The following is a 25,112-nucleotide window of genomic DNA, read 5'->3' on the forward strand; positions in this document are numbered from 1 at the left end:
CGCATGCCACAGATGATTCGGCATCTCACCTTTTGGCCGAAGTGTCCATATGGCGACCACGTGCGCCACTTCCGTACACTGATCGTCATGACGAGCCGCCCAACCGACCATCCGCGCATCCGACGCCCGCGTTCTTCTTCGCGCGTGCGCGCACTCATGCGCACCGGCTGGCTGCCTGACCAGCACGGCTCGTGGATGATGGCGCTGCTGCCTTTCCTGGTCGGTGCCACGCGCGGAGGCTGGCGCCCTCTTCACCTGCTGGTTCTGGCTGCGTGGATGGTGGCGTTCATGTTGTTTTCTGCGGGAAGCTGGTGGATCCGCTCCCCCAAGCGTCAGCGTTTCGCAGCGGCCACAGGCACGTGGGCCGTAAGCACCGTCCTCCTGGGCGGAGCGTCGGTCCTGTGCGCCCCGAAACTGCTGTCGTGGGCACCGATTTTCGCACCCCTCATCGCGATCGCGCTGGTGCAGAGTCTGCGACGGCGCCAACGGTCCATACTCGCGCGACTGTCGCAGGTATTTGCTTCTGTGTTCATGTGTCCTGTTGCGGTGGATATCTCGACCGCTTTCCGGCGCACACACTGGTTCCCCTGGCAAGGCGGCGAGCTGTGGCCTCAGGCCTGGTGCGCGTGGGCAGCGTTGGCCGGAGTGCTGGTCGGGTCCGTTCTGCATGTGCGCTGCCTGATCCGCGAGCGCGGAAACCCCACTTGGATTGTCGCCTCAGTGATCTGGCATGCGCTGACTGTCGTCGGGACTGCGTGGGCAGCTGCGGCCGGGCAGCTTCATTGGCTCGTACCCTGCACCTTCGCGCTCGCATTCACGAGGGCGACTTTCATGCCGTGGAAGCATCAGCGCACCACGATCGCCGTGAAATACATCGGGCTGGCCGAACTGGTCGTCATGGTGGCTGTGGGAGCTTCCCTCATGGTGGCGCCTTAGCGGTGGTCTGGCGGCAGGCATCATGAGACGATGTACCTATGAGGTTTCTTGTACATTCCCTTGCCAATCTGGTCGGAATCTGGGTGTCCACCCTGATCATCAGCTCCGTGAGTTTTGCTCCCGAAGCGTCGGTGTGGAAATCTCTGGGCACGATGATTCTGGTGGCTTTGATTTTCACGGCGGTGAACTCACTGGTTCGCCCACTGGTCAAGGTTGTCACCTTCCCGCTGTATATCCTCACCTTCGGCTTGTTCGCACTGGTCACAAACGCGTTGATGTTCATGCTGACAGGATGGCTCAGTGAGCAGGCGAATCTTGGTTTCACGGTTGGAGGCTTCTGGCCGGCAGTGGGTGCGGGTCTGATCACGGCTGTTATTTCCGCTCTTGTTGTCGCCGCGCTGCCACGCAGGTCAGAGTCGTAGCTATTCATCTGCAAAGATGCGGCGAGTGTTGAACAGCTGCGAGGTTGTCACAGTCTTATCGCTCAGGTGCAGTGACTGTTCGCGATGCCTGGACCATTCGCGCACTTCCGGGGGCGCCGCATACGCTGACGGATCATTCAAGGCGTCGAAGGCTTTGGTGTACGGTTCCAGGCCGTGCGGCGTGATGTCCAGCCCCTCCCCGTCCAGCGGTCCGACCAGGTCGCCGTCAAAGGAAACAGTCACCGCATCGTTGACATCCATGTTGGGGGAGCCGTCAAGAGGCGGGACGATGTCGCGCGTATTCTCCATGAACAGGGTGTGGACGCCCTCGGGCATGACGTAATTTCCTGTCGGAGACCCGGCGGTCAGACTGGAGACGACGGTGTACTTGCGCGTCGTGTCCGGGTCGGCAATGAGCTGCGTATTTGTGATACCCGACTGGGAGTGTCCGACGAATTCAACGGGCTCGTCGGGTGCGATCCCCGCCATGTCCATCGCTTCGAGGGTTGCAGCACTCAGGTCGTTATTATCATGGCCGACCGCCTGCAAGTTGCTGAGCATGTCCTGCGGGTTGGTCTGTCCGGGTGTCCACTTTTGCGTACCGCGCACGACGACTGACCATGATCGCTTTGTCGACCCGTCGGGCTGCGGCGTTTCATGTTTGAGGATCTCAAGCTGGCCGAACGTGTCGCTGCCGCTTTCAAGCTGACTGACGCGGCCCAACAGTTCACTACCACTGCGAGGCGTCGGTACGGTGCGGGGTAGGCGGGGAGTTGGCGCATACCTGTTGGATACGCTCACGTCGCTGGCTCGACTCGACGCATTCACCGCACTTCGCGCCGTCAACCACAGCGGCGGCACACCCGCCAATGCAGCCACACCTGTTTTCGGGATGCTCGGATCAACGACACGGATCTGCGAGGATCGCTGGGGACGCCCCGATCCTCCCGCGTCACTGATTTGCGAGGTGGTGATTTGCAGGCCTGCCAGCGGTCCCGTCGCGCGCTGCCCGACCGTGAAGAAGAGCTGACTGGCAACGCGTGCGGCGTCAACGGTTTGAGTGCGCGGACTGCCCCACCATGCCTGCTGACCGGCATCGGGACGGAAACCGTACAGATCCCTTCTGGTGGACAGGGAATTCACTGTCGTCCCCAACGTCGCCATGTCGAATTCGACACGGTATCCCAGGGTAGGGTCGCTGTGCATCTTGCCGCTGAATTCATTCGCATACCCGTAGACTTGCCCCGCTGTCAGCCCTGTTGTCAGTGGCGAAAGCGGTGTCCACGACACTCGCCCGTCCACCAGCAGCATGCGTGCGGTGACAAAACGCTGGGCATCACCTTCTGCACTGAGATACTTCATTGCCGCTGCGGTCAGGCGGTTACTCAAAGATTCCAGACGCACAACGAGCGCACTCACAGCAGTCATCGCATCCTCCACCGCGCCGATGAGGCGGCCGGAGTCGACCCCCAGCATGACGGCCGAGGACGCCATGAGCTGAATAACCATCAGATTCGCATAACAGTTCTGCGCCGTCTCTTTCGCCATCATCACGCCGAGTGCCGCTCCGATCAGCTCATCTGTGTCAACACTGGTGTGTGCGCTGGTGGTGACAACGGAGTCATAGAAGCCTGGATCTACGCTCTGCTCACTCACGCGTTCCTCCTATCCCCCAACCGGACACATCAATACGGAGTTGCGTGCCGCATCGCCCACAACCTGTTGCGCCCACATCGCATCCGCCACAACGGCGTTGAATTCCCGGCGCGCCAGGTCCGCAGTGGGTCCTTGCCAACTGGGACATTTGATGGCGCTGAGGGTTGCGACAAGCCCATCCATGTCCTCGCTCACGCTCCACAAGCTCCTCAGTACCGCGTCGATTTCGCCACTCATATGCTGCCTCCTTCACATCAATGACGGTGTCACGGTAGCCAGCCTCATCGCCTCGTGCGCATGCCGTTCGGCCGCCTGTGGATTGGCGAGGGGAGGCGCGCGAACCTGTGGAAAACCTCTCCGCTCCACCATTCGCACTTGACCGAATGATTGGATACAGTGTGGTCACCCCACGCGCATGATTTTTCTTCGGGAGATGACCGGATGTACGTCGATCCCACATCCAACACCAACGCTTCGAACCTCAGGTGGATTGCGCCCTACTGCCGCCCCGACGTTCCGCGCGTCCTTGCCGCACTGGTGCTGTTCGTCGTCGACAAGATCCTGATCATGCTGGTCCCGATCCTTGCGGGAATGATCGTGGATCTCGTCATCGTTGACCGCCACCTCGATCAGCTCCTGCCCCTGTGCGGCGCGATGGTGGGTGTGACGCTTGTACGCACCTGCGCCCGCTACGGCTACCAGATGCTGATGGAACGCTTCGGACAGAACTCGATTTACCGCCTGGTGTCCGACCAGTACGAAAAACTGCATTCGCTGGATTTCACGTACTTCAACCACACGCGCACCGGCGACATCATGAACCGCCTGACCGCAGACACCGACGCGATCCGGCACTTCCTGTCGTGGGTGACCTACAACGTGGTCGACTGCGTGTGCCTGTTCATCGGCTCACTGGCCGTCATGTTCACGATCGAATGGCGCCTCGCGCTGGCCCTGCTGGTCATCACCCCGTTCCTGGCCTATTGTGCCCGTCAGCTGGCCAAACATGCGCGCCCCCTCTTCCTGTCGATGCGTGAATCCCTGGCTCGTCTCAATTCGATGGTGGAGGAAAACATCGAAGGCAACCGCGTGGTCCAAGCCTTCGTGCGGGAACCTTACGAGATCCGCAAGCTCGATGAGCACAACGCTGCCGTCGACCCACATGTGTGCCTGGTAGTCGACTGCTCCACAGTTGAGGATCACACGCTGCCCGGACCCGCGCACCGCGCTGATCTCAGCGTCCGTCAACGCGCGGTAGTACCAGCAGATCGGGTGAAATGACGGGTCATTGATGCCGGAGGCTTCAGATTCGGGCGGGTACGGCACGGTGATTGTGCGATCGAAGATCTCAGCCGGATTGTCACGAGGGCGCTCTCAATGCTCGCTCAGGCCGCGATCCTCATCATCGTATGCGAAGAGCCACTGACCGGTGAGGTCGAGCCACTCCTAGCGGCATAGCTGTGGGTGCTGTTGCGCCACAGTGCGCTCCTCGAAAAACAGATGAACAGTGTCTCGTTCTGATTGTACGGTGGGGGCATGGGTACTTTTCGCAAGAGTGATCAGCGACCAGGCAGGATCCTGTACGAGGTGGCCGGTCTCAAGTGGCTGGCTAACACGCCACCCCAGGCTGCGCCCGTTGTGCCGGTGAGCGATTACGGCACGACATGGCTGGAGGAACCCGAGCTGGAAACGACGCGGCCAACCAGGCAGACTGCCGAGGATTTTGGTCGCGCACTGGCCCACACACATGCGGCCGGCGCACCGAATCTGGGTGCGCCGCCACCGGCCAAAGAGGACGCTCAGGGATGGATGGGTCTGACACCCCTGCCGCTCCTGTCCAAAGTCGAAGCACCTACGTCATGGGGCGAGTTTTACGCCGAATATCGAATCCGCCCGTACCTCAAAGCCAAAGCCTTCACCGCAGATGAGCGCGCCACACTCGAAGCTTTGTGCACCAGGCTTGAAAGCGGCGCCCTCGACCATGACCAGCCGAAACTGGTCACAACGCCTGCGGCCCGCACGCACGGGGACCTGTGGTCGGGCAACGTGATGTGGACCCCGAACGGTGCGACGCTGATCGACCCGGCTGCTCAGGGCGGTCATGCGGAGGAAGACCTGGCGGCACTTGCCGTATTCGGCGCGCCCTTCGTGGAGCGGATCTGGGCGGCTTACGACGAGGAATCGCCCCTTGCTGACGGCTGGCGCGAACGCATTTCACTGCATCAGCTGCATATGCTCGTCGTACACTGCGAGCTGTTCGGACGCTCCTACGTGCCCGAAACGCTCGCGATCGCGCGGCACTGGGTGGGTTAAGCCGTCAATCCGTCCAGAGCGGCATCAAACTCGGCGTCGATCTCATTGTTGCGCCGATAGGTTGCCATCGACACTGCGACGCTGACCAGAAGGTTGAACACGAATCCGGGGACGATTTCGTACAGGTCGAAGATGCCGCCTGACAGGTTGCCCCACACGGCCACGGTCACGGCTCCGACGATGATGCCGGCGCATGCGCCTTGCCAGGTGAGTTTGCGCCAGTACAGGCACAGAATCACGATCGGTCCGAATGATGCACCAAAACCTGCCCACGCGAAGGCCACCAGGCCGAGGATCGTGTCCGAGGGACTCCACGCCAGCACCGCTGCCAGTACGGACACGGCGGCCACGGCCAGGCGTCCCAGTAGCACGCCGTTGGTTTCCGACAGGTCTCGTTTGGACAGTGCCTTGTAGATATCCTCCACGATTGCCGAGGATGTGACCAGCAGCTGCGATGAAATTGTTGACATGATCGCCGCCAGAATGGCGGCCAGCATGAACCCGGCGATCAGGGGGTGGAACATCAGCTGTCCCAGCGTGATGAAGACGGATTCGGGATTCGGCAGCTGTGATTCGTCGTGCTGGTAGTAGGCGACACCTGCCAGAGCAGTCATACCTGCGCCGATGACTGCCAGAGCCATCCAGCCGATGCCGATGCGACGCGCAGCCTTTGCTTCTGCGGCTGAGCGCAGCGCCATGAAACGCACGATGATGTGGGGTTGACCGAAGTAGCCCAACCCCCATGCCAGTGCGGAGATAATGCCTATCACGGCCGTCGTGCTCAGCGTCCCGCCCGATGGATGCAAAATGGTGGGATCCACGCGATTGATGGTCTGCACCATCGGGCTGAAGCCGCCGACGTGAATAATCGCCACGGTCGGTACCAGAATGAGCGCACCCACCATCATGAGGCCCTGAACAACGTCCGTCCACGATACTGCAAGGAAGCCGCCCACCAGGGTGTAGAGCACGACGATCCCGGCCACCAGTGTCATGCCCAGGCGGTAATCCATACCGAAGGATGATTCAAAAAACGAGCCGCCGGCTACCATGCCTGATGACACGTAGAAGGTGAAGAACACCATGATGACCAGGCCGGCGACGATGCGGATCACGTTGTGAGGGTCTTTGAGGCGCGAGGACACGAACGACGGCACAGTGATCGAGTTGGAGGAAACCTGACTGTATGACCTGAGCCGAGGAGCTGTGTACTTCCAGTTCAGCCATGCGCCGATCGTCAGGCCAACCGCGATCCAGCCGTTGATCAGACCTGTCGCGTAGATTGCGCCAGGCAAACCCATCAGCAGCCAGCCCGACATGTCGGATGCGCCGGCCGACAACGCTGCCACACCTGGGGACAGCGACCTGCCACCCAACATGTAGTCGTCAAGATTGCTCGTCCGGTTGTAGGCCAGCAGGCCGAGCATAATCATGACGACGAAATACACAATCATCGCGATAGCCTGATACGTCATTTCACTCATTATGGCCCCCTTCGGTCTCGAGGGAAAAGAACAGCATCAGGCTACGTGATGATGTGAGGTAGTCGTCTCCTAGAAGGCTCCCAGTGGGATGGCGATAACGATGACGCACAGCAACGCGACCACCGACAGGATCGTTTCCATCAGCGACCACGTTTTGAACGTCTCACCCACCGTCATGCCGAAGTATTCCTTGACCAGCCAGAATCCAGCGTCGTTAACGTGTGAGAGGAACACGGATCCGGCGCCGATGGCAAGCACCAGCAGTGCAGCGGCAACGGGAGAAATGTCGGCTGCCATAGGTGCCATGATGCCGCCAGCGGTGATCGTGGCAACTGTGGCCGAACCCGTGGCCAGACGCACGGCGACTGCCACCAGCCAGCCGGCGATCAGGATCGGCATTCCCATCTGCTCAATCCACTGGGCGATGACCTCGGCAATACCGGATTCGACCAGCGTTTCCTTGAAACCGCCGCCCGCACCGACAATGAGGAGGATGGATGCGACCGGGGCCAGCGAGGAGCCCACGATGTTGGTGACTTCCTGTGTGGTGCGACCGCTCATGCGCCCCAGAACGACAATCGCATACAGCACGGTCAGCAGCAGCGCCACGATCGGTTCACCGACGAATGTCAGCAGTTTGAAGATGATGGAGTCCTCGTGCCCCATCATCACCATTTCGACCACGGTGCGCAGCAGCATCAAGATCACGGGCATCAAAACCACGGAGATTGCCACACCGAATGATGGGCGGTGCCCTTCGCGCTTTTCGGTTTCAGAGGCATCGCCCAGGACACTGGTGGCTTCGCGCGGCACCCACTTGACCATCACTTTCGCCGCCAGTGGGCCGGAAAAGATGACTGTGGGCACAGCGACGAGGAGGCCCAGGCCGAGTGTGATGCCGATATTCGCATTCAGTGCGTCAATCGCGATGAGTGGCCCGGGGTGCGGAGGCACGAGTCCGTGCAGTGCCGACAGGCCAGCCAGTGCAGGAATCCCGACCGCTACGACCGGCAGTTTGGCGCGGCGCGCAACGAGCATGACCACTGGGATCAGCAGCACGATGCCGACTTCAAAGAACAGCGGGATACCGACGACGAAGGCGACCAGTGCCATAGCCCACGGCAAGCGGTGCGGAGCTGTCTTTTCAAGGACAGTGTCAACGATCTGGTCAGCGCCGCCTGAGTCGATCAGGAGCTTGCCGATGATGGCGCCAAATGCGATCAGGACGCCCACGCCACCGACGGTGGATCCGACGCCCTTGGTAAATGCGGTGAACGTGTCGGTCAGCGGGATGCCTGCAATCAATGCGAGGACAGCGGATCCGAGTGTCAGCGCGAGGAATGGGTGCATTTTGCGCCAGACAATCAGCACGATGATCGTGGCGATACCGGCCAGTGCCGCTACCAGCAGCTGCGCCACACTGTCCGTGTGTTGCACACCGTCCGCGGCTCCTGCCATGGGGATGAGAATCTGATTCATCGGTTTGGCCCCTTAATCAATCAGACCCTGCTCGCGCAGGGCATTCACTGTGGCATTGAAAGTCTCGTCGATATCTCCCAGCGCTGAGATCACTATGCCGTCCTCGTCACTTTCGAGGTCTTCGAGCGTGGCAAACTGTGAAGGCAGCATATTGGGCTTCATGAAGTGGTCACGGGTCGCCATGCGCTCTCGGATGACATCTTCCGGCACTGTCAGATGCACGAAAAAGACGCGTCCTTGCGATTCGCGCAGCAGGTCACGATAGCTGCGTTTCAACGCGGAGCAGGTGACGATCGTGGATTGTCCCTTACTGGCGTGATCGCTCATCCAGTCGCGTATCGTACGCAGCCACGGCCAACGGTCCTCATCGGTCAGCGGTGTGCCCGCACTCATCTTGTCGATATTCGCCTGGGGGTGGAAATCATCCGCCTCGGCTGCTGGCCATTTCAGGAAGTCGGCCATCTGCTGAGCTGCAGTGGTCTTTCCGCATCCGGCAACTCCCATGAACACCAGGTGCACTGCCTCGTTACTCATCTTCCTCCACCCCATTGTCTGTGAACAATCGTTCAGAACTAGCCTACTGATTCTACTGTTCTTGCAACGATTAAACGTGTGTATTGCGGGCAATACGTCGATTCGGTGCGATTGCGTAGAATAAGGCCATGAGCGATACGTGGTCAACTCTTTTCAATCCGGAATCCGGCTATACCGACCTTGCGGTGGACACACCCCTGTCCCCTCTGGATGGGCGCTACCGCGCAGCCGTCGCCCCTCTGGCAAACACGCTGTCTGAGGCAGCGTTGAACCGTGCGCGCGTCCATGTGGAAGTTGAATGGCTCATCTACCTGATGGACCACGAGGTTCTGCCCGGCGCTCCCACACTGACCGATGCGGAACGCGCCTATCTGCGCCGCCTGGCCGTCGATTTTGGGCCGGAAGACATTCATCGTCTCGCCCGCATCGAAGCTGAAACGCGCCACGATGTCAAAGCGGTCGAATACCTGATCAAAGAGCACTTGGATCAGGCGCCAGACGAGCTGGGAGATTCCACCTGTCTGCCGGACCTGCACGAAGTGGTCCACATTTTCTGCACCTCCGAAGACATCAACAACCTCGCGTACGCGCTGACTGTCGCCGCGGCTGTCACACACACGTGGCTACCGGCAGCCCGCCAGCTCATTGAGTCACTGCGTGCCGTTACGCGCGACGGTGCCGACGCGCCGATGCTGGCACACACCCACGGTCAGCCCGCCACTCCCGTGACAATGGGCAAGGAAATGGCGGTCTTCATTCACCGCCTGAACCGTCAGATCGACCGCATTGAGAAAACCGAATACCTCGGGAAGATCAATGGTGCGACCGGCACGTGGGCGGCACACATGGTGGCCGTTCCCGATGCCGACTGGCCGGCGCTGGCTCAGGGATTCGTCGAGTTCCTCGGCTTGACATGGAACCCGCTGACCACGCAGATCGAATCGCACGACTGGCAGGCCGAGCTGTACTCGGACGTCGCCCGTTTCAACCGCATCGCGCACAACCTGGCGACGGATTGCTGGTCGTACATTTCGATGGGCTACTTCCACCAGAACCTTGCTGCCCAGGGGTCTACCGGCTCGTCCACCATGCCCCACAAGGTCAACCCGATCCGCTTTGAAAACGCCGAAGCGAACCTGGAGATTTCGTGCGCGCTCTTCGACACGTTGGCGGCCACACTGGTGACATCGCGCATGCAGCGCGACCTGACGGATTCAACCACGCAGCGCAATATCGGTGTCGCTTTCGGACATTCGCTGCTGGCACTGGATAATCTGGTGCGCGGCCTGGCCGGACTGGACATCAACCGTGAGCGCATGGCTGCTGACCTGGATCAGAACTGGGCTGTGCTGGGTGAAGCCGTCCAGCAGGCGATGCGCGCTGCTTCCATTGCGGGCGCAACCGGCATGACCAACCCGTATGAGCGCCTCAAGGAGCTCACCCGCGGGCACACAGTCGGCGCCGACGAAATGCGCACATTCATCGCCGGCCTGGGATTGCCAGGTGAGGTCGAACAGCGCCTCCTGGACCTGACCCCCGCCACCTACATTGGCCAGTCCGAAAAGATGGCGGGCTGGGAGTAGTCCGCCCACGGTTTACGGCCGCCAGGCCGGGTCAGCGTCGGGTGCGCCGAAACGCGCATACAGGGCCGAGGGTGTCGCGGTTTCCTCGCTGAATCCAACACTGGTGACGTCGCATCGCACTTCGCCTGCTGAATCCGTGACGCAGGCGCGCACCGCCACGGGAGCCAGCTCCGGGTTGTCCCATGCGCACCGCACCGCATCCTCGAGCTGTTGGCGCGCCTGATCTTCACTGTCGTCATCACACACGATGCGCATGTCAATCAGAGGTGAACGGCCGAACCCTTCGTGCACACGCACATCCAACGACAGGTGCGCTCCCATCATGTCCGGCATGCGCTCAGTCAGCCACTGCTGCACGCGCTCCCCTCGACCCGCCCGTTTCGGCGGTTTAAGAACATCCAGCGCGGCGCTGACCCCCCGCGCTCCGGCGGTGAGCACACTGATCAGCACAGGGTTGTCGATCTGTGGCAGACGGCCGCGTCGCCCTCGTCCATGCCCCTTATTGACGGGGGTGGGTGAGCCTTTTCCTTTACGCCTGCGCATGTGTCCTCCTCAACGCTGAAAAGTCGATCAATGGGTTGGGCTGCCACTGCCAGTCACTGCCCACCAGGTCAGATTCGGGTGCGTCGAGCACGACGTACTGGTCCCACGTCGACTCTTCGACGGTTTCGAGTACGTCCTGCCACACCTCATGGAATGTGGTGTGCACGGATTCCCCCTCGCGCGGCAGGAATTCCTGCAGGCGGTCCACGCATTCCGAGGGGTAGCCGTGTCGCACGACGCTGGCTCGCCGCTCCAGCAGACGCACCGTGTCGGTGTAGATCGTCGATGAATGCGCGTAGTACAGGGGTGACTGGCGCGGCCGCACCAGGGTTCGGTGGATCGTCACCCGCTGGTCGGGGGTCAGTGCGGGTGTGCCGTCCAGGGCTGGAATCACGTCCTGGTCGTGAGCAATCGACACCATCGTCACATCGGGGCGAATTTTGATGCGCCGGCATGGTGATCCCATCGTCATCACGCCGCTCACGCGCATACCCGCCTCATCCGGGTCCATCGACGCCAGGGCTGCTGCCACCATGCCGCCCTGAGAGTGGCCGCAGATCAAGACGCGTTCGGCCGGCCAGTCATCCTGGTCCACGCCGCTGCGTCGCATCGCTTCATGCACCGCCTTGACCGCTCCGATCCGCACGGCTGAAGGCAGGAAGAGGACTTCGCGGATATTCGATTCCGTGTCGGCAGGGTTCGGAGTCGATGTCGGGTCAAGGTGCATGGTGCCGGGGATGGCCACGATCCAGCGTCGCGCGTCGCCCTCGCCCACGCGCACCACCTTGACCATCTGCCCCATCGACCCGCAGTAGTACATGTCGTCGATGTCGGCGGCGATGTCACCCAGTGACGAGGGTGGCTGCGTTCTGCGCAGTTGCGGTGTGGGGTGGCCGGGCGGAACGGTCGGCGTACCGTCGTCACTATCGAGGATCACCGCAGTGTGAACCGCTCCGCCACGAAAATATCCGGTCGCTGTGCCAACAGTCAGTGCGATCACCATCAACGCTTCATATCCGCGACGCGGAACCAATGGCAGCATGGCGCGCGCTCGGCCGTCGCAGTCGGTGTGCGTGGCGATCCGCGCCTTCAGATACAGTCGGCCAGCGTCGGCCACGCGGCGCGCAGCAGCGGCTCCTGCCCGCACCAAAAGCGTGTCCAGGCCCGGTTCATCGAAGAAGATCCGCTGGAAGCGTTCAAGTATTTCCGACCCCATGCGCTCGGAGGCGACCCTCAGCACTTTCTGTGCATCCTTCGGCACGAAGCGCGCATCGGAGAGCAAGTCGGCACCGGCTGCCAGAGCAATGGCCGGAATCATCGGCACGAGTTTCATGCGCACGTAGGTCGGCGGATAAGACTGCGGCACACGTTTGAGTGGATACCACCTGTCTTCGCTGCGACCCATATGTGTAGTCTGGCACGTCCCATTTATTGATGCCTGCCGAATCGTACAATGGGGTCAGGCTACGAATTCAAGGAGAATCATGCTCATTCTGATCGATCACGCCAATATTGACCTCATTCGTGAGACTCTCGATTACCTTCCCATCGACGGCGTGACTACGAACCCCACCATTCTGGCGAACGAGGGAGGCGACCCGCTGGAGGTTCTCCGTAAAATCCACTCGGTTTTGCCGGAAGGCTCGCAGCTGCACGTGCAGGTCGTGTCCCATGATCGCGAATCCATGGTGGCCGAGGGGCGCGCGCTGCGCTCGGAGTTCGGCAAGCACCTGCATGTCAAGATTCCGGTCACCCATGAAGGCTTCGCCGCGATCAACATGCTGGCCTCGGAGGGTATCCCGGTCACGGCAACGGGCGTCCACTCCACCCTGCAGGGCTTCATGGCTGCTCAGGCCGGTGCGCGCTATGTTGCGCCGTATGTGAACAGGATGGATAACTTCGGTATCAACGGTGTGCGTGTAGCAACCGAAATTCATCAGATCCTGCGCACCCATCACCTGCATGCGGATGTGCTGGCCGCTTCCTTCAAGAACTCCGATCAGGTGCTGCGCCTGGTTGAGGCCGGTATCGGCGCGATCACTGCCGCTCCGTCCGTGCTGGCTGCGTTGGTGGCCAACCCGATCACGGATGTGGCGATCGCCGCTCAGGATGCTGATTTTGCCCGCCAGGTCGGCGGCGAGGAGACCTTCAGTGATCTGATTGCTCTGGCTCACCAGCGTGACCAGCAGTCGCTCAAGGTCGCGCAGCCTGAGCTGTAACCTTTTTCCTTCACGCGCGCCGTGACCGTCAGTGGTCGTGGCGCGCGTTTTACTATCGGCGCACCCCTTGACACTAATACCCCCTAGGGGTATTCTCGTGCTGGTAGACCTGAGAGGAGACCTCAATGCGCGGATACTCGGCATCAACCCAGCAGTACCTCACCCGGCTTCGCCGTATCGAAGGTCAGGTGCGCGGCGTCCAGCGCATGGTCGAGGAGCAGGACTACTGCATTGACGTACTCACGCAGATATCTGCCATTCAAAGCGCCCTTGATTCAGTCGCCCTCGGCCTCGTTCACGACCATCTGGGCCACTGCGTCCTCGACGCCGCCAAGCACTCTCACGAAGCAGGCGAAGAAAAAATCACCGAAGCGATCAACGCGATCGCACGGCTCGTCAAATCCTGAAAGGACTCATCATGGCACTCGATCGAACTGTTGAACTCTATGTCGACGGCATGACCTGTTCCCACTGCGTCGCATCCGTCACCGAAGAACTCAAAGAGGTCGAAGGCGTATCCAACGTGGAGGTCATTCTCAAGGCCAACAAGACCTCACTGGTCACCGTCCACACGCAGACCGGCGTAGATGACGACGCCCTCAAAGATGCCATCAGCGAGGCCGGATACACGCTGACTGAAATCAAGCGAGACTTCTAAGGAGCTATATGCGCAGCACGCTGGATCGCGCACAAGACCTCAGGCGTCGCCTCATCGTCACCGCACCGCCCACACTGGTCGTTGCCACCGTTTCCATGTTCCACAGCCTGCATTTTCCGGGCTGGCAATGGGTCGTGGCCATCCTGTCACTACCTGTCGTCACATGGGGCGCGTGGCCCTTCCACCGCTCAGCCATTCAGGGTCTGCGCCACGGCACCACAACAATGGACACCCTGGTGTCCCTGGGCGTGACCGCTTCAACTGTGTGGAGCCTGTGGGCACTGCTGTGGGGCGGCGAATCCGCGATGCTCTATTTCGAGGGCGCCTGCGTGATCGTCCTGTTCCTGCTGATCGGGCGCTATGCGGAGGCGCGCACCAGGCATCGGGCCGGCGACGCGCTGCGCTCACTGCTCTCAATGGGCACCACAACAGCGCACCGCATTCTGCCTGACGGGACGCGCGAGGACGTCGACAGCACCGACCTGCAGGTCGGAGACATTTTCGAGGTTCGTCCCGGCGAATCCATCGCAACCGATGGACGCATCATCTCAGGCGAATCCGCCATTGACACGTCGATGCTGACCGGTGAGTCCGTTCCGCGCGATGTTGCTCCCGGTGACGATGTCGCAGGTGCCACGATCAACACGTGGGGCGCTCTGGAAGTGGAAGCCCGCCGAGTTGGATCCGACACCGCGTTGGCCAAAATCGGTCGCATGGTCAGCGAAGCTCAGGCCACGAAGGCACCGATCCAGCGCCTGGCCGACACGATCAGTTCGGTTTTCGTGCCGGTCGTGCTTGCGATTTCCGCGGCAACACTGATCGGCTGGCTCATCTTTTCCGGTGACGTTCAGGCCGCGGCCACCGCCGCCGTTGCCGTGCTCGTGGTGGCTTGCCCGTGTGCGCTGGGACTGGCCACGCCCACCGCCCTGCTGGTCGGCTCAGGGCGCGCCTCCCAGCTGGGCATCGTGATCCGCTCAGCTGAAATCCTCGAAGAAACCCGCAAGATTGACACGATTGTGCTGGACAAGACCGGCACGGTCACAACCGGCAACCTGGCCGTCGAACACGTCGAGTCAAGCGATCCCGACGTCACGCTCGCCCTCGCAGCCGGTATCGAGTCGCGCTCTGAGCACCCGATGGCGCGCTCAATCGTGCGCGCCGCGCAGTTCCGCTCGCTCACGCCCGTCGTGACTCGCCGCTTCGTCAACCATTCCGGCATGGGTGTATCTGCCCTGATTGATGGAGGTTTGGCCCTGGTGGGCAGGCCCGAGTGGTTCACGGAGCTGGGTATCAGTATTCCCGAGGACATCGTGCGCACTGCCCGATCCCGTTGCGCAACGCCCATCGTGGTGGCCAGCGTTCCAGGGTGGGATGAGTCGCCCTCGACAATCCACGCCGACGAAAGCGACGCTGAGAGCCCGGTCCGTGTTGACATGGCGGTGGGCGGAATGACGTGCGCGTCGTGTGTGAATCGTGTGGAACGCAAGCTGGGCAAACTTGATGGAGTCGAGGCACACGTGAACCTGGCGACCGAAAGCGCGTCGATTCTGCTCACCCGCGACCACGGAGACGATGAGTTGGTGCACGTTGTGGAAGCTGCCGGGTACCAGGCGCGTGTGCGCTCGCGCGCCAGTGAGACTGCCGTGCCGTCTGCGCCGAGTATTGGCCGCCAGCTGGACGCACCACTGACCGGGGCGCAGGTGCATGGTGTGATCGTATTGCGTGACCAGGTGAAGGACTCGTCAGCTGAGGCAATCGGCCTGTTCCGCAACTTGGATATTGAGCCGATCCTGCTGACCGGCGACAATCAGGGTGCTGCTGACGTGGTAGCCGACCAGGTCGGCATTTCCCACGTGATCGCTGATGTGTTGCCGGATGACAAGCGCGATGTCGTGAAGGGCCTGCAGGATGAGGGACGCGTTGTGGCGATGGTGGGTGATGGCGTCAACGACGCTGCGGCGCTCGCTCAGGCGGGACATCGCGGGCTGGGTATGGCGATGGGATCCGGAACAGATGTGGCGATCCAGGTTGCTGACATCACGTTGGTGTCCTCGGATCTGCGCGCAGCCGCCACCGCAATCGACCTGTCACGGCGGACACTGCGCGTCATCCGGCAGAACCTGGTGTGGGCGTTCGGCTATAACGTGGCTGCCATTCCGCTGGCTGTCGCAGGACTGCTCAACCCGATGATCGCAGCCGGCGCGATGGCGTTGTCATCGGTGTGCGTGGTGACTAATTCTCTTCGTCTGCGTCGGATTCGCGCCCTGGGGTCTCGTCAGCCCGATGCGGATACGGGTCACCCAGCTTAAACGCGCGGCTCTCGGAGCGCCTCAAAGGCGAACGCGTCAGCACGCGTGGCCCGCGTTCGGTCAGCGCCACCAGCGTATCGATCAGCTGCTGTGGTTTGTTGAGTTCACCGAGGGTGCGATCTCCACCCAAGTGGACGAATGCGCACGGCAGCTCCACCATGGTGAACCCTTGCATCAGCAGGTCGATCGTCATCGCGGGTTCCAGCCCGTACCCGTTGGCGAAAGGCATGATGGCTGTCAGCGCTTCGCGCGTGATGCAGCGATTTTCGGACATGGGCGATTCAGGTGCCCACCCTGTTGCGCGCCGGATGGCTCGACGCGCTATCCGTGCGGCGGGCAGGCGGCGACTGGATTTCTCACTGGCGCAGGCACAGTCCGCCATCCCGGTCATCACTGCTTCGACCAGCACGGCGGCTTCGACGGCTGATTCGCCCAGGTCGGATGAGAGGAAGAGCAGGAGGCGTGGTGGCCAGTCGGCGCGGTCACGCATCGCTGCGACTTTCACGCCTGTTTCCATCGCAGATGCGCGTCCGCGCGGCACTGAGTGTCGAACAACGACGGCACCTGCCATTCGCGCGTGCGCGCCTGTTTCGTCAGTGGAGCCGTCATCGACGACTATGAGCAGGTCGACTGCGGGAATGGCGCGGCATGAACGGACAGTGGAGGCAATGTCATGAGCATCGTCGTGCGCCCAGATGATCGCGGCAACGCGTTGGGGTCCCGAATCGTTCACGCCCACAACTTTACTCCGACTTTGCCTCTTCTTGTACCTCTACCGGATGGTGACTTGTCGAGAAACAAGCCCCTGTTTGGCTCGACGCTCGTCATGTGTCAGAGCTTCGGTCGCATTGAGCGCGTCCTCAAGCTTGCTGATGAAGTTCTGCGCAGGCTTGGACACGTCATCAGAGCTGACTCCTTCTGCCAGTTCGAACACGGGGATGGCCAGCCCGCAGGCGCGGAAGGCTCCGACAAAGCGGGAACCCTCCCCCACGTGGGCATCTCCGGCCACCTGCATACGTGCCAGCGCGGTAAAGAGCTTGTTTTCGTCCTCGTCGGTCACGTAGCGCACGAAGTTGCGGTTCATTTCGCACCAATACATGCCGGGCGCTCCCGGGACTTCCTGCGTGGGGATCAGTTCGTTGCGTGTCTGCTCCATCGTGGAGCGGATGTCCTCGGACATTTCTTCGGTCGGGTCGAACCAGAATGAGAAATCGTCGCACAGTTCCATCGGCTCGGCGCTTTCCAGCAGTTCCTGCAGCCTGGGTGCGGGGTCACGCACGTCAAAGGCAACGATGCCTTCGTCTTTTGCGTCGAGGGCGGCTTGCAACGCGCCACCCACATCGTGAGACAGGTCGCCGGAATGGAATCGCGTTTGCATGCCCACCATGATTCGCCCGTCGCCGCGCACCATGGCTCCCTGCCCGTCTGGCAGCAGTGAGACTATGTCGAATTCGACGCCGTCCGTCGTGCGGGCACTCATGCGCGCACACGGAATGATTTCCCTCATGGCGACCAGGTCGCTTTCGCATGGAAGCCCGTCAAAGGGTCGTTCCACGAAGCGGATCGGCGGACGGTACGTGCTGCGTCCGGGTTGTACTTTTTTACGACGGCTTGCTTTACCCATACGCACAACAATACTGGCTAACAGTGTGCGAGCGCATGCGCCATTGCATCGTGTTCCGCTCTGGTCACCGTGAGTTTCCACTTGGCTTTCACCGCGATCTGCCGCGTCACGTATTCGCAGCGGAAACTGCGGTCAGGTGGCAGCCACTGATCAGCTGAAGCAGCCATCTTGTCCTGGTTGGCCTGTCCGTCAACTGCCAGCAGGTTGTCCGGGTCGTTGGCGAAGGCCTGCCTGCGGGCTGTGTCCCATTGCCAGGCTCCCGATCTCCATGCGTCGGCAAGTGCGACGACATGATCGATCTGCACCAGTGTCGACGTGTCCTGACCTCGCTGAAATTCGATGACCTTGCCCGTGTAGGGCTCCGCCAGCGTTCCACTGAGCACAACGCAGTCTCGGGTATGCGGCTTAAATGTGGGTCGTGCGAGGTCACGGGCCAGAATGTCGTTACGAGTGTCGCACCCGTTATGGTCCTCATCGGCCCACTTCTGGCCGAACTGGTCCCGGTTGTAGTCAGGGGCGCCCTCGTCACTGCGTACGATCAGTGTGCGCAGTTGGTCACCGGCGGGACCGGCGGGAGCTTCGACTCGTGGGGCGGGTATGAACAGCCACAACACCCACGCCAGCAGTGCTACAACTGCCAGCACAATGATGAGGTCGCCGATACTGAATCGCCTGTGCACTCACCTATTATCGACACAGCGTCGGTACCTGCCCGACTTATCCACAGGGCTAGCGCCGCGCCAGCTTTTCGCGGATCCAGTAGATCCCCATGATGATCAGCATCAAGCCGAGCATCGAGATCAACTGCGGGCGCGCAGAGGGGCTCAGAGCCATGAGCACACCCATCACAGCCAGGCCAGCCAGAGCCAGATACCCCGTCCACGGCCAGCCGGGCATGCGGATCGGCAGGTCATGATTCTCACGCAGGATCGGGCGCAGACGAATCTGCGAAATGATGATGAAGACCCACGCAATGAGCAGCACCATGCCGATCGCGTTGATCAGGATCCCCAGGATCGCTTCCGGCAGCCACCAGTTCAGACCGACTGACACCAGGGCCAGGATGACTGACAGGCTGACGGCTCGGCGCGGGGTTCGCCCTCGTGCAATATCACCGACTGCAGTTTCTTCCGCCATGACAGCATCGAGGTCACGCTTTGAATCGCCGGTGACGACATGGGCGAGGGCGTCCGGCGAATCCGATGCAGTTGCCGACCCGCCCAGCAGCCACGGTGAGCCCATACCTCGAGCACACAGTGAGTAGGCCATACGCGACGACGAGTAGACGTTGGCTGAAAAAGCGCTGACGAGGGCCACGAACACGATGATTTCCATGATGCGGCCGACAGCTGGGATACCCGCCATGTTCAGCACCGTTGCGAACGGGTTGAGCACCATGTCAGGCGAGTTCCACGGCAGCAGGCAGATCAGCAGAATCACTGATCCGACGTAGAACACCAGGATGCGCCACAGTACTGAGCGAATCGCCTTGCTCATGGCGCGCTGCGGGTCTTCCGCTTCGGCGGCCGCAATCGTCACAATCTCAATGCCGCCGAACGATGTGATGATGGCGAGCAGGCCGGTTGCGATGCCCGCCATGCCCAACGGTGCGAACCCACCGTTGCCAAGGACGGTTTCCATCACCGGGGCGGTCTTGCCGGGAATGAAGCCGATCAGCAAACCGACGCCGATCAGCAGGAACATAATGATGGCTGCGACTTTGATTCCGGCCAGCCACGCTTCGACCTCACCGAAGTCACCGGCTGCCATCAGGTTGACTCCGCCGAGCACCACCACAATGACGAGGGCGACGACCCACTGCGGGACCGCAGGGAACCACTGCACGAAGATCTGTGCGGCACCTGTGATTTCCATGCCGAGCACCATGATCAGCATGAACCAGTACATCCATCCGACCGTGAACCCGGCCCACCGTCCGATGCCGGCTTCGGCATATGTAGAGAACGATCCGGTCGACGGCAGCGCGGCTGACAGTTCCGCCAGCGAGTACATCACAGTGATCGCGATGAGCGCTGCAATCAGGTACGACACAAGAACGGCCGGTCCGGCCGATGCAATGGCCTGCCCGGTCCCCAGAAAGAACCCAGCACCGATCGCTGAGCCAAGAGCAATCATTGACAGGTGGCGCGTTTTGAACCGGCGCGGTTTTCTGGTTTCAGTCATAGTCATGATTCTCACACTTTCCGTTCGTGCGCTGTCATGCGCGCTCAAGTGGTGAGATCAGCGACGGGTCGTTATTCTTCACCGACCCGACTTCCCGGCCCACGCGGCGCGGCAACAGGTGTGGCTCGGGAACAGCGTCAATCAGTGAGCGCACCTCATCCGGACGGTCCAGGTGCGGGTCGAGCCACGCTCCCCACAATTCCCTGGGCACGATCAGCGGCGTCCGGTCATGAATATTTCCGAGGGCGTCCGGTGCGCTGCGTGTCAGGATCGCGCATGTCCAGCTGTCGCAGATGCCTGCAAAGGCCATGAGGGGGTCGCCCTCGTCGGCGGACAAAAACCAGGGCTGCTTGCCTTGCCACTCGTAGTATCCGTTCGCGGGAACGAGGCAGCGGTGGTGCCGGACGGGGCCGCGGAAGGACGGCTTTTCCGTGACTGTTTCGGCGCGCGCGTTGATCATGGGGCGAAAACCGGGTTTGGCCCAACTTGGCACAAGCCCCCACGTCGCATCGGTCATCACGCGGACACGCTGGTCGGCGTAGTGTTCCATGATGACGCGGATTGGCTGAGTGGGCGCGATGTTGTAGGACGCGATGGTACGCCCCAGCAGCTGGTCGAGTTCGAAGAGATCTTGCATATCGTCGTCGTTACCGAACAGAACGAACCGTCCGCACATTATTGCTCCTTATCGAGTTCTTCACGGATCTGGTTGAGCGCGTCGGTCGCTGCCTGAGCTGCAGCTTCAGCGGTCACAGCGGCGGTTTCCACGCGGTTACGGCCCCACAGGTGTGCAAGCGACCATTCCGAGTTGCGCGGCAGCTGCCAGGAGCGCTGGAAAGCAAGGAATGTGAATGCTGACCCGACTATGATTGCGGTCGCCATTCCGATGGTGTCGAGGTGCCAGTTCCAGAAGGCCACCATGATCGCGGAGGACACCAGTGCAGGCGTGGCGTACAGGTTGTTTCCTCCGAACACCATCGGCGTGTTTCCCGCTGCGATGTCCCGGATCATGCCGCCGCCGATTGCGGTGGTCATCCCGAGGATCAGTGCCGGCATGATGCCGAACCCTGCTTCGAGTGTTTTCGCGGCTCCGGTTGCTGCCCAGCAGCCCATTACCGTCCCGTCAGCAAAGGCGAGGGCGATCTGCCAGCGCCGTGAATCAAATGTGAACATGTAGGCGATGATGGCTCCGACCAGCGCCGCTGCCAGGTAGAACGGGTCGGTGAGTGCTGCCGGTGGGCCCACCTGCAGCATGACGTCACGCAGAATACCGCCGGCCAGTGCAGACATCACGGCGAGGACGCCGAACCCGACGATGTCGAACCTTTTCATGCGTGCCAGGCGGCCACCCAGTACGCCGTTGAGCACCACGCCGATCAGGTCGATGGCGCGAAAAATGTCGGGAAGCGCATCGTTGAGCGAATGGAGCACAGAAGTCACATTGTAGATTTTAGAGTGCTGTTGTACCGAACAACCAGCCCAGAGCGTATGTCACGGCGGCTGCTCCGAATCCGATTGCCAGCTGTCTGAATGCGCGAGGCATGGGGTCCTGACCAGAAAGCACACCCACCATTCCGCCGGTCAGCAGCAGCGAAATTCCCACCAGCACGGCGGCAATAACGACGGCGAGCAGGCCATCGGCCGCGAAAATATACGGAATGAGCGGGATGAACGCGCCAGCGGCAAAGAAGATGAAAGAGCTGATTGCCGCGCGCCACGGGGTCCCCACTTCTTCACCGGCACCGCCAGAGTCGTTGCCACTGAGCGCTGTGCGCACGGCGATCGGTCCGGATTGGCCTGATGGATGGGCGGCGAGTTGCTGGAAGACGCGGCGCGCGTGTTCGGCTGCATCTTCAGGCGTTTCGCCGCGAGCGCGGAACACCAGCGCCAGTTCGTTCGCATCCACGTCGAGGGCGGGCACTGACTGGTGGGCCTGCGAGTCGGGCCGGGATGCGTCGAGCAGTTCACGCTGACTGGACACGCTGACCCATTCCCCTGCTGCCATTGACAGGGCACCGGCGAGCAGGCCGGAGATGCCGGTGACGAGGACAATCCTGGAGCTCACACCGGTTGCCGCAATGCCCAGGATCAACGCCAGATTGGACACGAGGCCGTCGTTGGCACCGAACACTGCCGCGCGGAACGTGCCGGCCAGAGACTGGCGCGATCGTGCGGTCAGGCCTCGGATCACTTCGCCGTGTATGTGTTCGTCGGCTGCCATCTGCGCGGTCGCGTCGTCGTCCCGGTCGTACGCCGTGCGTTGTTCGGATCGTTGAGCCATCGCGAGAACGAAGATTGTTCCGAACATGCGTGCGAGAAATGCGCGTGCCCGGGCGCGAAACGAAGGCCTGGGTTCAGGGTAGGCATGAGGGCCAAGCAGGTCGAGCCAGTGTTTTTCGTGACGTTCTTCCGCGTCTGCCAGTGCGTTCAGCACCTGGCTGTCGCCGTCTTTTCGGCGAGCGGCGAGATGGCGGTAGGTCGCCTGTTCCATGCGCTCTTCAGCCAGGTACCTGCGCCACCGGCGTATCTGTTCGCGGGTCGGGGTGTGTTCAGACGTCACGGTGACTACAGTGGCACTCCCACCGGCGCGTTGTCCACGAGCGTCGTCGAAAGAGGACGTTCGGGCGTCCGGAATTATTCTTCTTCCACCTCAACGTCGACATATTCGTAGGTGCTGGTCGGTGTGCCGAAAAGGCGTTCCTTCACAGCATCGGCAACTTTGTCGGTCACACGTTCGCCGCCGGTGCGCACCGCTTCGGATACCCGCTGGCCGGCATTGTCGAGGGGACGCGACACGAAAGGCTGTTCACGAAGCTTGTGCGCTGCGGCTTTGATCTTCTCGTAGCGTTCACGTCCGGCTCGTGTTCCGAGGACGTACCCCACTCCCAGTCCGAGGGCGAGTCCAATTTTCATTCCCATTGACGGTCTCCTCTCGCGTCGACACCCAGTGTATTTTCCTTAGGGCGAATTGTCTCACGCTTTTGCCACAGAACTGACAAAAATAGCTAGGTTGGAAGGTATGAGTGAGGTCTTGATTGAAACACCCCGCGGGCTCAGCCTGTCGGGTTCGTTCGTCAACCCTGTGGACAGCACCGACTGTGCCGTGCTGTTTTCTCACTCGTTCCTGTCCGATCGTCACTCCGGCGGGCACTTCGATCGCCTCGCCGGGCACTACCGCACGGCGGGGTATGCGACGCTGGCATTTGACTATTCGGGACATGGGCTGTCTGACGATGACATCATCACTCTTGACTCTCACGCGGAGGATCTGCGTGCCGCATCAGGCTGGCTGGCTGACCAGGGTTTCCATCGCCAGCTGATCCACGCGCACTCCTACGGCGCCACCGTCGCCATGAACGCTGCTCCACCTGCAGCGACAACTATGGTGCTGTCCGGGGCGGTACTGGGTCCCGTGTCGTATGACTGGCAGGCTATTTTTTCTTCCGAGCAGCTTGATGAGCTGGAGCGTCACGGCGTTACAACCATCCCTGACGATTCACCCGGCCCTCGCCAGAACTTCACGATTTCCAGGCAGACTCTGGTGGATCTGTCGCTGGTCGACACGAAAGCGACAGTGGCTCACCTGACTATGCCGGTTCTGATCATTCACGATGCCGACGATGAGGAGATCGGCCTGGTGGAAATGACTGAGGAAGTCATGCCGGAGCTGCCGCTGGGAAGTTCCGTCCAGGTCATTCACGGCTCGCATTTCGGCGCAGGTGAAGACGCTCAAACGCTTGTGGATCTGTCGCTTGAGTGGTCACGCACGCACGTTCCGATTCGTCGATAGTCGGCAGGCCTATGCGCGCTGAGGTCGGCGGTGTCCGCGGTATCGAGTCTTGCCGTGGGTGACGCTGTAGCGGTAGCCCAGTGGAGATGTCCACTCGTATATTCCCGGTCGGTGCTGAGTCAGGTGCCAGCGTAAATGCGTCTTGTCGCGGTGCACGGTACGTGAGAGCGGACCGAGATTGCCCAGGTGGGTCTGTCCCTTTCGCCCGTGCGGGTCATACGGAACGGTATGGTCAAGGTCGCATGCCGAAGAGCGCATCGTGGAGTACGGGAAGACTTCGACGGGCTCGCGAATATGCATCGCATGGCGCATCAATGGCGGTGGGTCATGTCGGTCGACCGCACGGTTGCTGTTGAGGTCAAGGACGGGACGCACTGTGACGTGGCAGTGAGCCAGCAGGTCGGAAAGAGCCTGCGCCGGGATCGTGCCGCACCTGTCACCGTGTACCAGTCGCGGCGACGCAGCGTTGATATGCAGGTGAAGCGTGGCAGGCGGGCGGGTGCGATCAAGCGCCTTACCAGTGGCGCCTCCCAGGCGCGCAAGCGCATAGGCGGGCGTCGCCAGAATTCCCAGGGCGCGGGACTTGCGCTCGTCCAGAGATTCGTCGGGATGTTCGCTCACGAGCGTGCGCGCCAAAGCGTTGACCGTTCCTTCCAGAAGCTGCGAGTCGGTCACGCTCAAGGTGGCATCGAGATACACCAGATCCGTCGAGCTCGCACGGTCGAAGGCGACTCGGCGGTGCGACTTCTTCAAGTCGAAGCATCGTTCGATGCGTTCGGTGTCAACCTCGGCAATCAGCTCGTTGACGTGCTCAATGGTGCGCTCTTTGCTCCACGTGCCGATGTCACCGATTCGGCGATCAACTTCCCTGCACACGTCCTGTGTCAGGCACATGGTCCGCGTGTTGACGCAACGCGCCTTCCACACGGGCACGTCCAGATCCAGTATGCGCTGCCACAGGCGCGGCATGCGGAAACGCATGTCAAGCAGGTCTGAAATAAGGTTCAGCGCCACGTGCGGGGAGCACCTCAGAGCAGCTGCCACCTCCAGGTGAGCGAACTCGGCAATCAGGGGTGTACCCGCGCCACTGCGAATGACACGCTCTTCATCTGCAGGAGCTGCGCGGCTGACAGCCAGGACAGCGTCGACGACAAGACGGGCACGATCAGCTTCGGCCTGTTTCCAGCGCATATCCGCCTCACGCAGGGCATCGATGCGAGCTATGGCATCGTCCTGCGCGAGCTGCGGAACACTCACTTCGTCGAACATGTGTTCTATTGTGGCAGCACCCACTGGCATCTGCGTTCCACACACAGCCAACAACCATCCTGATTTAAGTGACGTGCATCACATTGTCGACCGGCGTCATGACCCCACC

At 61.3% G+C, this 25,112-nt stretch carries 26 protein-coding genes; 10 read left to right on the top strand and 16 right to left on the bottom strand.

Annotated elements, in window-relative coordinates; all coding sequences use genetic code 11:
• The first annotated feature begins 87 nt into the window (after window positions 1-87).
• Together QP093_RS07080 and QP093_RS07085 are read left to right on the top strand one after the other, a co-directional pair.
• Window positions 88-936 carry a YwiC-like family protein gene (locus QP093_RS07080; RefSeq protein ID WP_285015911.1) on the top strand — a complete coding sequence of 283 codons (849 nt, stop codon included), beginning with the start codon at window positions 88-90 and terminating at the stop codon, window positions 934-936.
• Between the two features lie 38 nt (window positions 937-974).
• The gene (locus tag QP093_RS07085; RefSeq protein ID WP_285015912.1) at window positions 975-1,358 is read left to right on the top strand and encodes a phage holin family protein; all 384 of its coding nucleotides are present in this window, start codon (window positions 975-977) and stop codon (window positions 1,356-1,358) included.
• Here QP093_RS07085 and QP093_RS07090 read toward each other — a convergent pair whose 3' ends face one another.
• Window positions 1,359-3,014 (bottom strand): hypothetical protein, encoded by a 1,656-nt coding sequence (locus QP093_RS07090; protein WP_285015913.1) that lies wholly within the window; start codon window positions 3,012-3,014, stop codon window positions 1,359-1,361.
• A 9-nt stretch (window positions 3,015-3,023) separates the two neighbouring features.
• Window positions 3,024-3,251, bottom strand: coding sequence for a hypothetical protein (locus QP093_RS07095; protein ID WP_285015914.1), 228 nt, complete (start codon window positions 3,249-3,251; stop codon window positions 3,024-3,026).
• 159 nt (window positions 3,252-3,410) lie between these two features.
• Between QP093_RS07095 and QP093_RS07100 the strand changes: the two genes are divergently transcribed.
• A complete protein-coding gene (locus QP093_RS07100) occupies window positions 3,411-4,295 on the top strand; it encodes an ABC transporter ATP-binding protein (protein WP_285015915.1) in 885 nt (294 codons plus the stop codon).
• Between the two features lie 255 nt (window positions 4,296-4,550).
• Window positions 4,551-5,327, top strand: coding sequence for a fructosamine kinase family protein (locus tag QP093_RS07105; protein WP_285015916.1), 777 nt, complete (start codon window positions 4,551-4,553; stop codon window positions 5,325-5,327).
• On the opposite strand, the gene putP is transcribed toward QP093_RS07105, so the two are convergent.
• From putP to QP093_RS07120, 3 genes are all read right to left on the bottom strand, one after another.
• On the bottom strand, window positions 5,324-6,811 hold the full coding sequence (gene putP, locus QP093_RS07110; RefSeq protein ID WP_285015917.1) for a sodium/proline symporter PutP: 1,488 nt from the start codon (window positions 6,809-6,811) through the stop codon (window positions 5,324-5,326). The genes QP093_RS07105 and putP overlap by 4 nt on opposite strands.
• Window positions 6,812-6,880: 69 nt before the next feature.
• A complete protein-coding gene (locus QP093_RS07115) occupies window positions 6,881-8,290 on the bottom strand; it encodes a GntP family permease (RefSeq protein ID WP_285015918.1) in 1,410 nt (469 codons plus the stop codon).
• A gap of 12 nt (window positions 8,291-8,302) precedes the next feature.
• Window positions 8,303-8,824: a gluconokinase gene (locus tag QP093_RS07120; RefSeq protein ID WP_285015919.1), complete on the bottom strand. Its 522-nt coding sequence runs from the start codon at window positions 8,822-8,824 to the stop codon at window positions 8,303-8,305.
• Between the two features lie 128 nt (window positions 8,825-8,952).
• Here QP093_RS07120 and purB point away from each other — a divergent pair, with 128 nt between their 5' ends.
• Window positions 8,953-10,407 carry an adenylosuccinate lyase gene (purB, locus tag QP093_RS07125; RefSeq protein WP_285015920.1) on the top strand — a complete coding sequence of 485 codons (1,455 nt, stop codon included), beginning with the start codon at window positions 8,953-8,955 and terminating at the stop codon, window positions 10,405-10,407.
• 12 nt (window positions 10,408-10,419) lie between these two features.
• On the opposite strand, the gene QP093_RS07130 is transcribed toward purB, so the two are convergent.
• Both QP093_RS07130 and QP093_RS07135 read right to left on the bottom strand, forming a co-directional pair.
• Entirely contained in the window at window positions 10,420-10,950 is a 531-nt protein-coding gene (locus QP093_RS07130) for a hypothetical protein (RefSeq protein WP_285015921.1), read from the bottom strand.
• Window positions 10,937-12,355 carry an alpha/beta hydrolase family protein gene (locus tag QP093_RS07135; protein WP_285015922.1) on the bottom strand — a complete coding sequence of 473 codons (1,419 nt, stop codon included), beginning with the start codon at window positions 12,353-12,355 and terminating at the stop codon, window positions 10,937-10,939. Before QP093_RS07135 ends, QP093_RS07130 begins: the two co-directional genes overlap by 14 nt.
• 79 nt (window positions 12,356-12,434) lie before the next feature.
• Between QP093_RS07135 and QP093_RS07140 the strand changes: the two genes are divergently transcribed.
• The 4 genes from QP093_RS07140 (at window position 12,435) to QP093_RS07155 (ending at window position 16,136) form a co-directional block, all read left to right on the top strand.
• On the top strand, window positions 12,435-13,169 hold the full coding sequence (locus tag QP093_RS07140) for a transaldolase family protein (protein WP_285015923.1): 735 nt from the start codon (window positions 12,435-12,437) through the stop codon (window positions 13,167-13,169).
• 125 nt (window positions 13,170-13,294) lie between these two features.
• Window positions 13,295-13,576: a metal-sensitive transcriptional regulator gene (locus QP093_RS07145; protein ID WP_058237500.1), complete on the top strand. Its 282-nt coding sequence runs from the start codon at window positions 13,295-13,297 to the stop codon at window positions 13,574-13,576.
• An 11-nt stretch (window positions 13,577-13,587) separates the two neighbouring features.
• Window positions 13,588-13,827 (top strand): heavy-metal-associated domain-containing protein, encoded by a 240-nt coding sequence (locus QP093_RS07150; protein ID WP_058237501.1) that lies wholly within the window; start codon window positions 13,588-13,590, stop codon window positions 13,825-13,827.
• A gap of 8 nt (window positions 13,828-13,835) precedes the next feature.
• Window positions 13,836-16,136 (top strand): heavy metal translocating P-type ATPase, encoded by a 2,301-nt coding sequence (locus QP093_RS07155; RefSeq protein ID WP_285015924.1) that lies wholly within the window; start codon window positions 13,836-13,838, stop codon window positions 16,134-16,136.
• On the opposite strand, the gene QP093_RS07160 is transcribed toward QP093_RS07155, so the two are convergent.
• The 8 genes from QP093_RS07160 to QP093_RS07195 all read right to left on the bottom strand — a co-directional run bounded on the left by QP093_RS07160 (window position 16,060) and on the right by QP093_RS07195 (window position 22,863).
• The gene (locus QP093_RS07160; protein ID WP_257525587.1) at window positions 16,060-16,869 is read right to left on the bottom strand and encodes a glycosyltransferase family 2 protein; all 810 of its coding nucleotides are present in this window, start codon (window positions 16,867-16,869) and stop codon (window positions 16,060-16,062) included. The two genes, QP093_RS07155 and QP093_RS07160, sit on opposite strands and share 77 nt — an antisense overlap.
• 39 nt (window positions 16,870-16,908) lie before the next feature.
• Window positions 16,909-17,760 (bottom strand): DUF5926 family protein, encoded by an 852-nt coding sequence (locus QP093_RS07165; RefSeq protein ID WP_058237504.1) that lies wholly within the window; start codon window positions 17,758-17,760, stop codon window positions 16,909-16,911.
• Window positions 17,761-17,777: 17 nt separating this feature from the next.
• Window positions 17,778-18,440, bottom strand: coding sequence for an HNH endonuclease family protein (locus QP093_RS07170; protein WP_285015925.1), 663 nt, complete (start codon window positions 18,438-18,440; stop codon window positions 17,778-17,780).
• Between the two features lie 49 nt (window positions 18,441-18,489).
• On the bottom strand, window positions 18,490-19,944 hold the full coding sequence (locus QP093_RS07175; protein WP_285015926.1) for an amino acid permease: 1,455 nt from the start codon (window positions 19,942-19,944) through the stop codon (window positions 18,490-18,492).
• Window positions 19,945-19,978: 34 nt separating this feature from the next.
• Window positions 19,979-20,620, bottom strand: a complete 642-nt coding sequence (locus QP093_RS07180) for an SOS response-associated peptidase (protein ID WP_285015927.1) — start codon at window positions 20,618-20,620, stop codon at window positions 19,979-19,981.
• The gene (locus QP093_RS07185) at window positions 20,620-21,375 is read right to left on the bottom strand and encodes a trimeric intracellular cation channel family protein (RefSeq protein ID WP_285015979.1); all 756 of its coding nucleotides are present in this window, start codon (window positions 21,373-21,375) and stop codon (window positions 20,620-20,622) included. The genes QP093_RS07180 and QP093_RS07185 overlap by 1 nt, the downstream gene beginning before the upstream one ends.
• A gap of 19 nt (window positions 21,376-21,394) precedes the next feature.
• The gene (locus tag QP093_RS07190; protein ID WP_480293942.1) at window positions 21,395-22,435 is read right to left on the bottom strand and encodes a VIT1/CCC1 transporter family protein; all 1,041 of its coding nucleotides are present in this window, start codon (window positions 22,433-22,435) and stop codon (window positions 21,395-21,397) included.
• 143 nt (window positions 22,436-22,578) lie between these two features.
• Window positions 22,579-22,863: a YtxH domain-containing protein gene (locus QP093_RS07195; protein ID WP_058237509.1), complete on the bottom strand. Its 285-nt coding sequence runs from the start codon at window positions 22,861-22,863 to the stop codon at window positions 22,579-22,581.
• A 100-nt stretch (window positions 22,864-22,963) separates the two neighbouring features.
• On the opposite strand from QP093_RS07195, the gene QP093_RS07200 reads away from it, so the two are divergent.
• Window positions 22,964-23,734 carry an alpha/beta hydrolase gene (locus QP093_RS07200; RefSeq protein ID WP_285015929.1) on the top strand — a complete coding sequence of 257 codons (771 nt, stop codon included), beginning with the start codon at window positions 22,964-22,966 and terminating at the stop codon, window positions 23,732-23,734.
• A gap of 9 nt (window positions 23,735-23,743) precedes the next feature.
• Here the strand turns inward: QP093_RS07200 and QP093_RS07205 are convergent, their stop codons facing one another.
• A complete protein-coding gene (locus QP093_RS07205) occupies window positions 23,744-25,003 on the bottom strand; it encodes a hypothetical protein (RefSeq protein ID WP_285015930.1) in 1,260 nt (419 codons plus the stop codon).
• Window positions 25,004-25,112 lie beyond the last annotated feature (109 nt).

The organism is Pauljensenia sp. UMB10120 (assembly GCF_030212035.1).
Classification (GTDB): domain Bacteria; phylum Actinomycetota; class Actinomycetes; order Actinomycetales; family Actinomycetaceae; genus Pauljensenia; species Pauljensenia radingae_A.

Excerpts from the sequence above, each read along its gene's own strand:
- QP093_RS07080 (WP_285015911.1), top strand. The coding sequence starts at position 88 with ATGACGAGCCGCCCAACCGACCATCCGCGCATCCGACGCCCGCGTTCT.
- QP093_RS07085 (WP_285015912.1), top strand. The coding sequence starts at position 975 with ATGAGGTTTCTTGTACATTCCCTTGCCAATCTGGTCGGAATCTGGGTG.
- QP093_RS07095 (WP_285015914.1), bottom strand. The coding sequence starts at position 3,251 with ATGAGTGGCGAAATCGACGCGGTACTGAGGAGCTTGTGGAGCGTGAGC.
- QP093_RS07105 (WP_285015916.1), top strand. The coding sequence starts at position 4,551 with ATGGGTACTTTTCGCAAGAGTGATCAGCGACCAGGCAGGATCCTGTAC.
- putP (WP_285015917.1), bottom strand. The coding sequence starts at position 6,811 with ATGAGTGAAATGACGTATCAGGCTATCGCGATGATTGTGTATTTCGTC.
- QP093_RS07115 (WP_285015918.1), bottom strand. The coding sequence starts at position 8,290 with ATGAATCAGATTCTCATCCCCATGGCAGGAGCCGCGGACGGTGTGCAA.
- QP093_RS07120 (WP_285015919.1), bottom strand. The coding sequence starts at position 8,824 with ATGAGTAACGAGGCAGTGCACCTGGTGTTCATGGGAGTTGCCGGATGC.
- purB (WP_285015920.1), top strand. The coding sequence starts at position 8,953 with ATGAGCGATACGTGGTCAACTCTTTTCAATCCGGAATCCGGCTATACC.
- QP093_RS07130 (WP_285015921.1), bottom strand. The coding sequence starts at position 10,950 with ATGCGCAGGCGTAAAGGAAAAGGCTCACCCACCCCCGTCAATAAGGGG.
- QP093_RS07135 (WP_285015922.1), bottom strand. The coding sequence starts at position 12,355 with ATGGGTCGCAGCGAAGACAGGTGGTATCCACTCAAACGTGTGCCGCAG.
- QP093_RS07140 (WP_285015923.1), top strand. The coding sequence starts at position 12,435 with ATGCTCATTCTGATCGATCACGCCAATATTGACCTCATTCGTGAGACT.
- QP093_RS07145 (WP_058237500.1), top strand. The coding sequence starts at position 13,295 with ATGCGCGGATACTCGGCATCAACCCAGCAGTACCTCACCCGGCTTCGC.
- QP093_RS07150 (WP_058237501.1), top strand. The coding sequence starts at position 13,588 with ATGGCACTCGATCGAACTGTTGAACTCTATGTCGACGGCATGACCTGT.
- QP093_RS07155 (WP_285015924.1), top strand. The coding sequence starts at position 13,836 with ATGCGCAGCACGCTGGATCGCGCACAAGACCTCAGGCGTCGCCTCATC.
- QP093_RS07165 (WP_058237504.1), bottom strand. The coding sequence starts at position 17,760 with ATGGGTAAAGCAAGCCGTCGTAAAAAAGTACAACCCGGACGCAGCACG.
- QP093_RS07175 (WP_285015926.1), bottom strand. The coding sequence starts at position 19,944 with ATGACTGAAACCAGAAAACCGCGCCGGTTCAAAACGCGCCACCTGTCA.
- QP093_RS07180 (WP_285015927.1), bottom strand. The coding sequence starts at position 20,620 with ATGTGCGGACGGTTCGTTCTGTTCGGTAACGACGACGATATGCAAGAT.
- QP093_RS07190 (WP_480293942.1), bottom strand. The coding sequence starts at position 22,435 with ATGGAACAGGCGACCTACCGCCATCTCGCCGCTCGCCGAAAAGACGGC.
- QP093_RS07195 (WP_058237509.1), bottom strand. The coding sequence starts at position 22,863 with ATGGGAATGAAAATTGGACTCGCCCTCGGACTGGGAGTGGGGTACGTC.
- QP093_RS07200 (WP_285015929.1), top strand. The coding sequence starts at position 22,964 with ATGAGTGAGGTCTTGATTGAAACACCCCGCGGGCTCAGCCTGTCGGGT.
- QP093_RS07205 (WP_285015930.1), bottom strand. The coding sequence starts at position 25,003 with ATGTTCGACGAAGTGAGTGTTCCGCAGCTCGCGCAGGACGATGCCATA.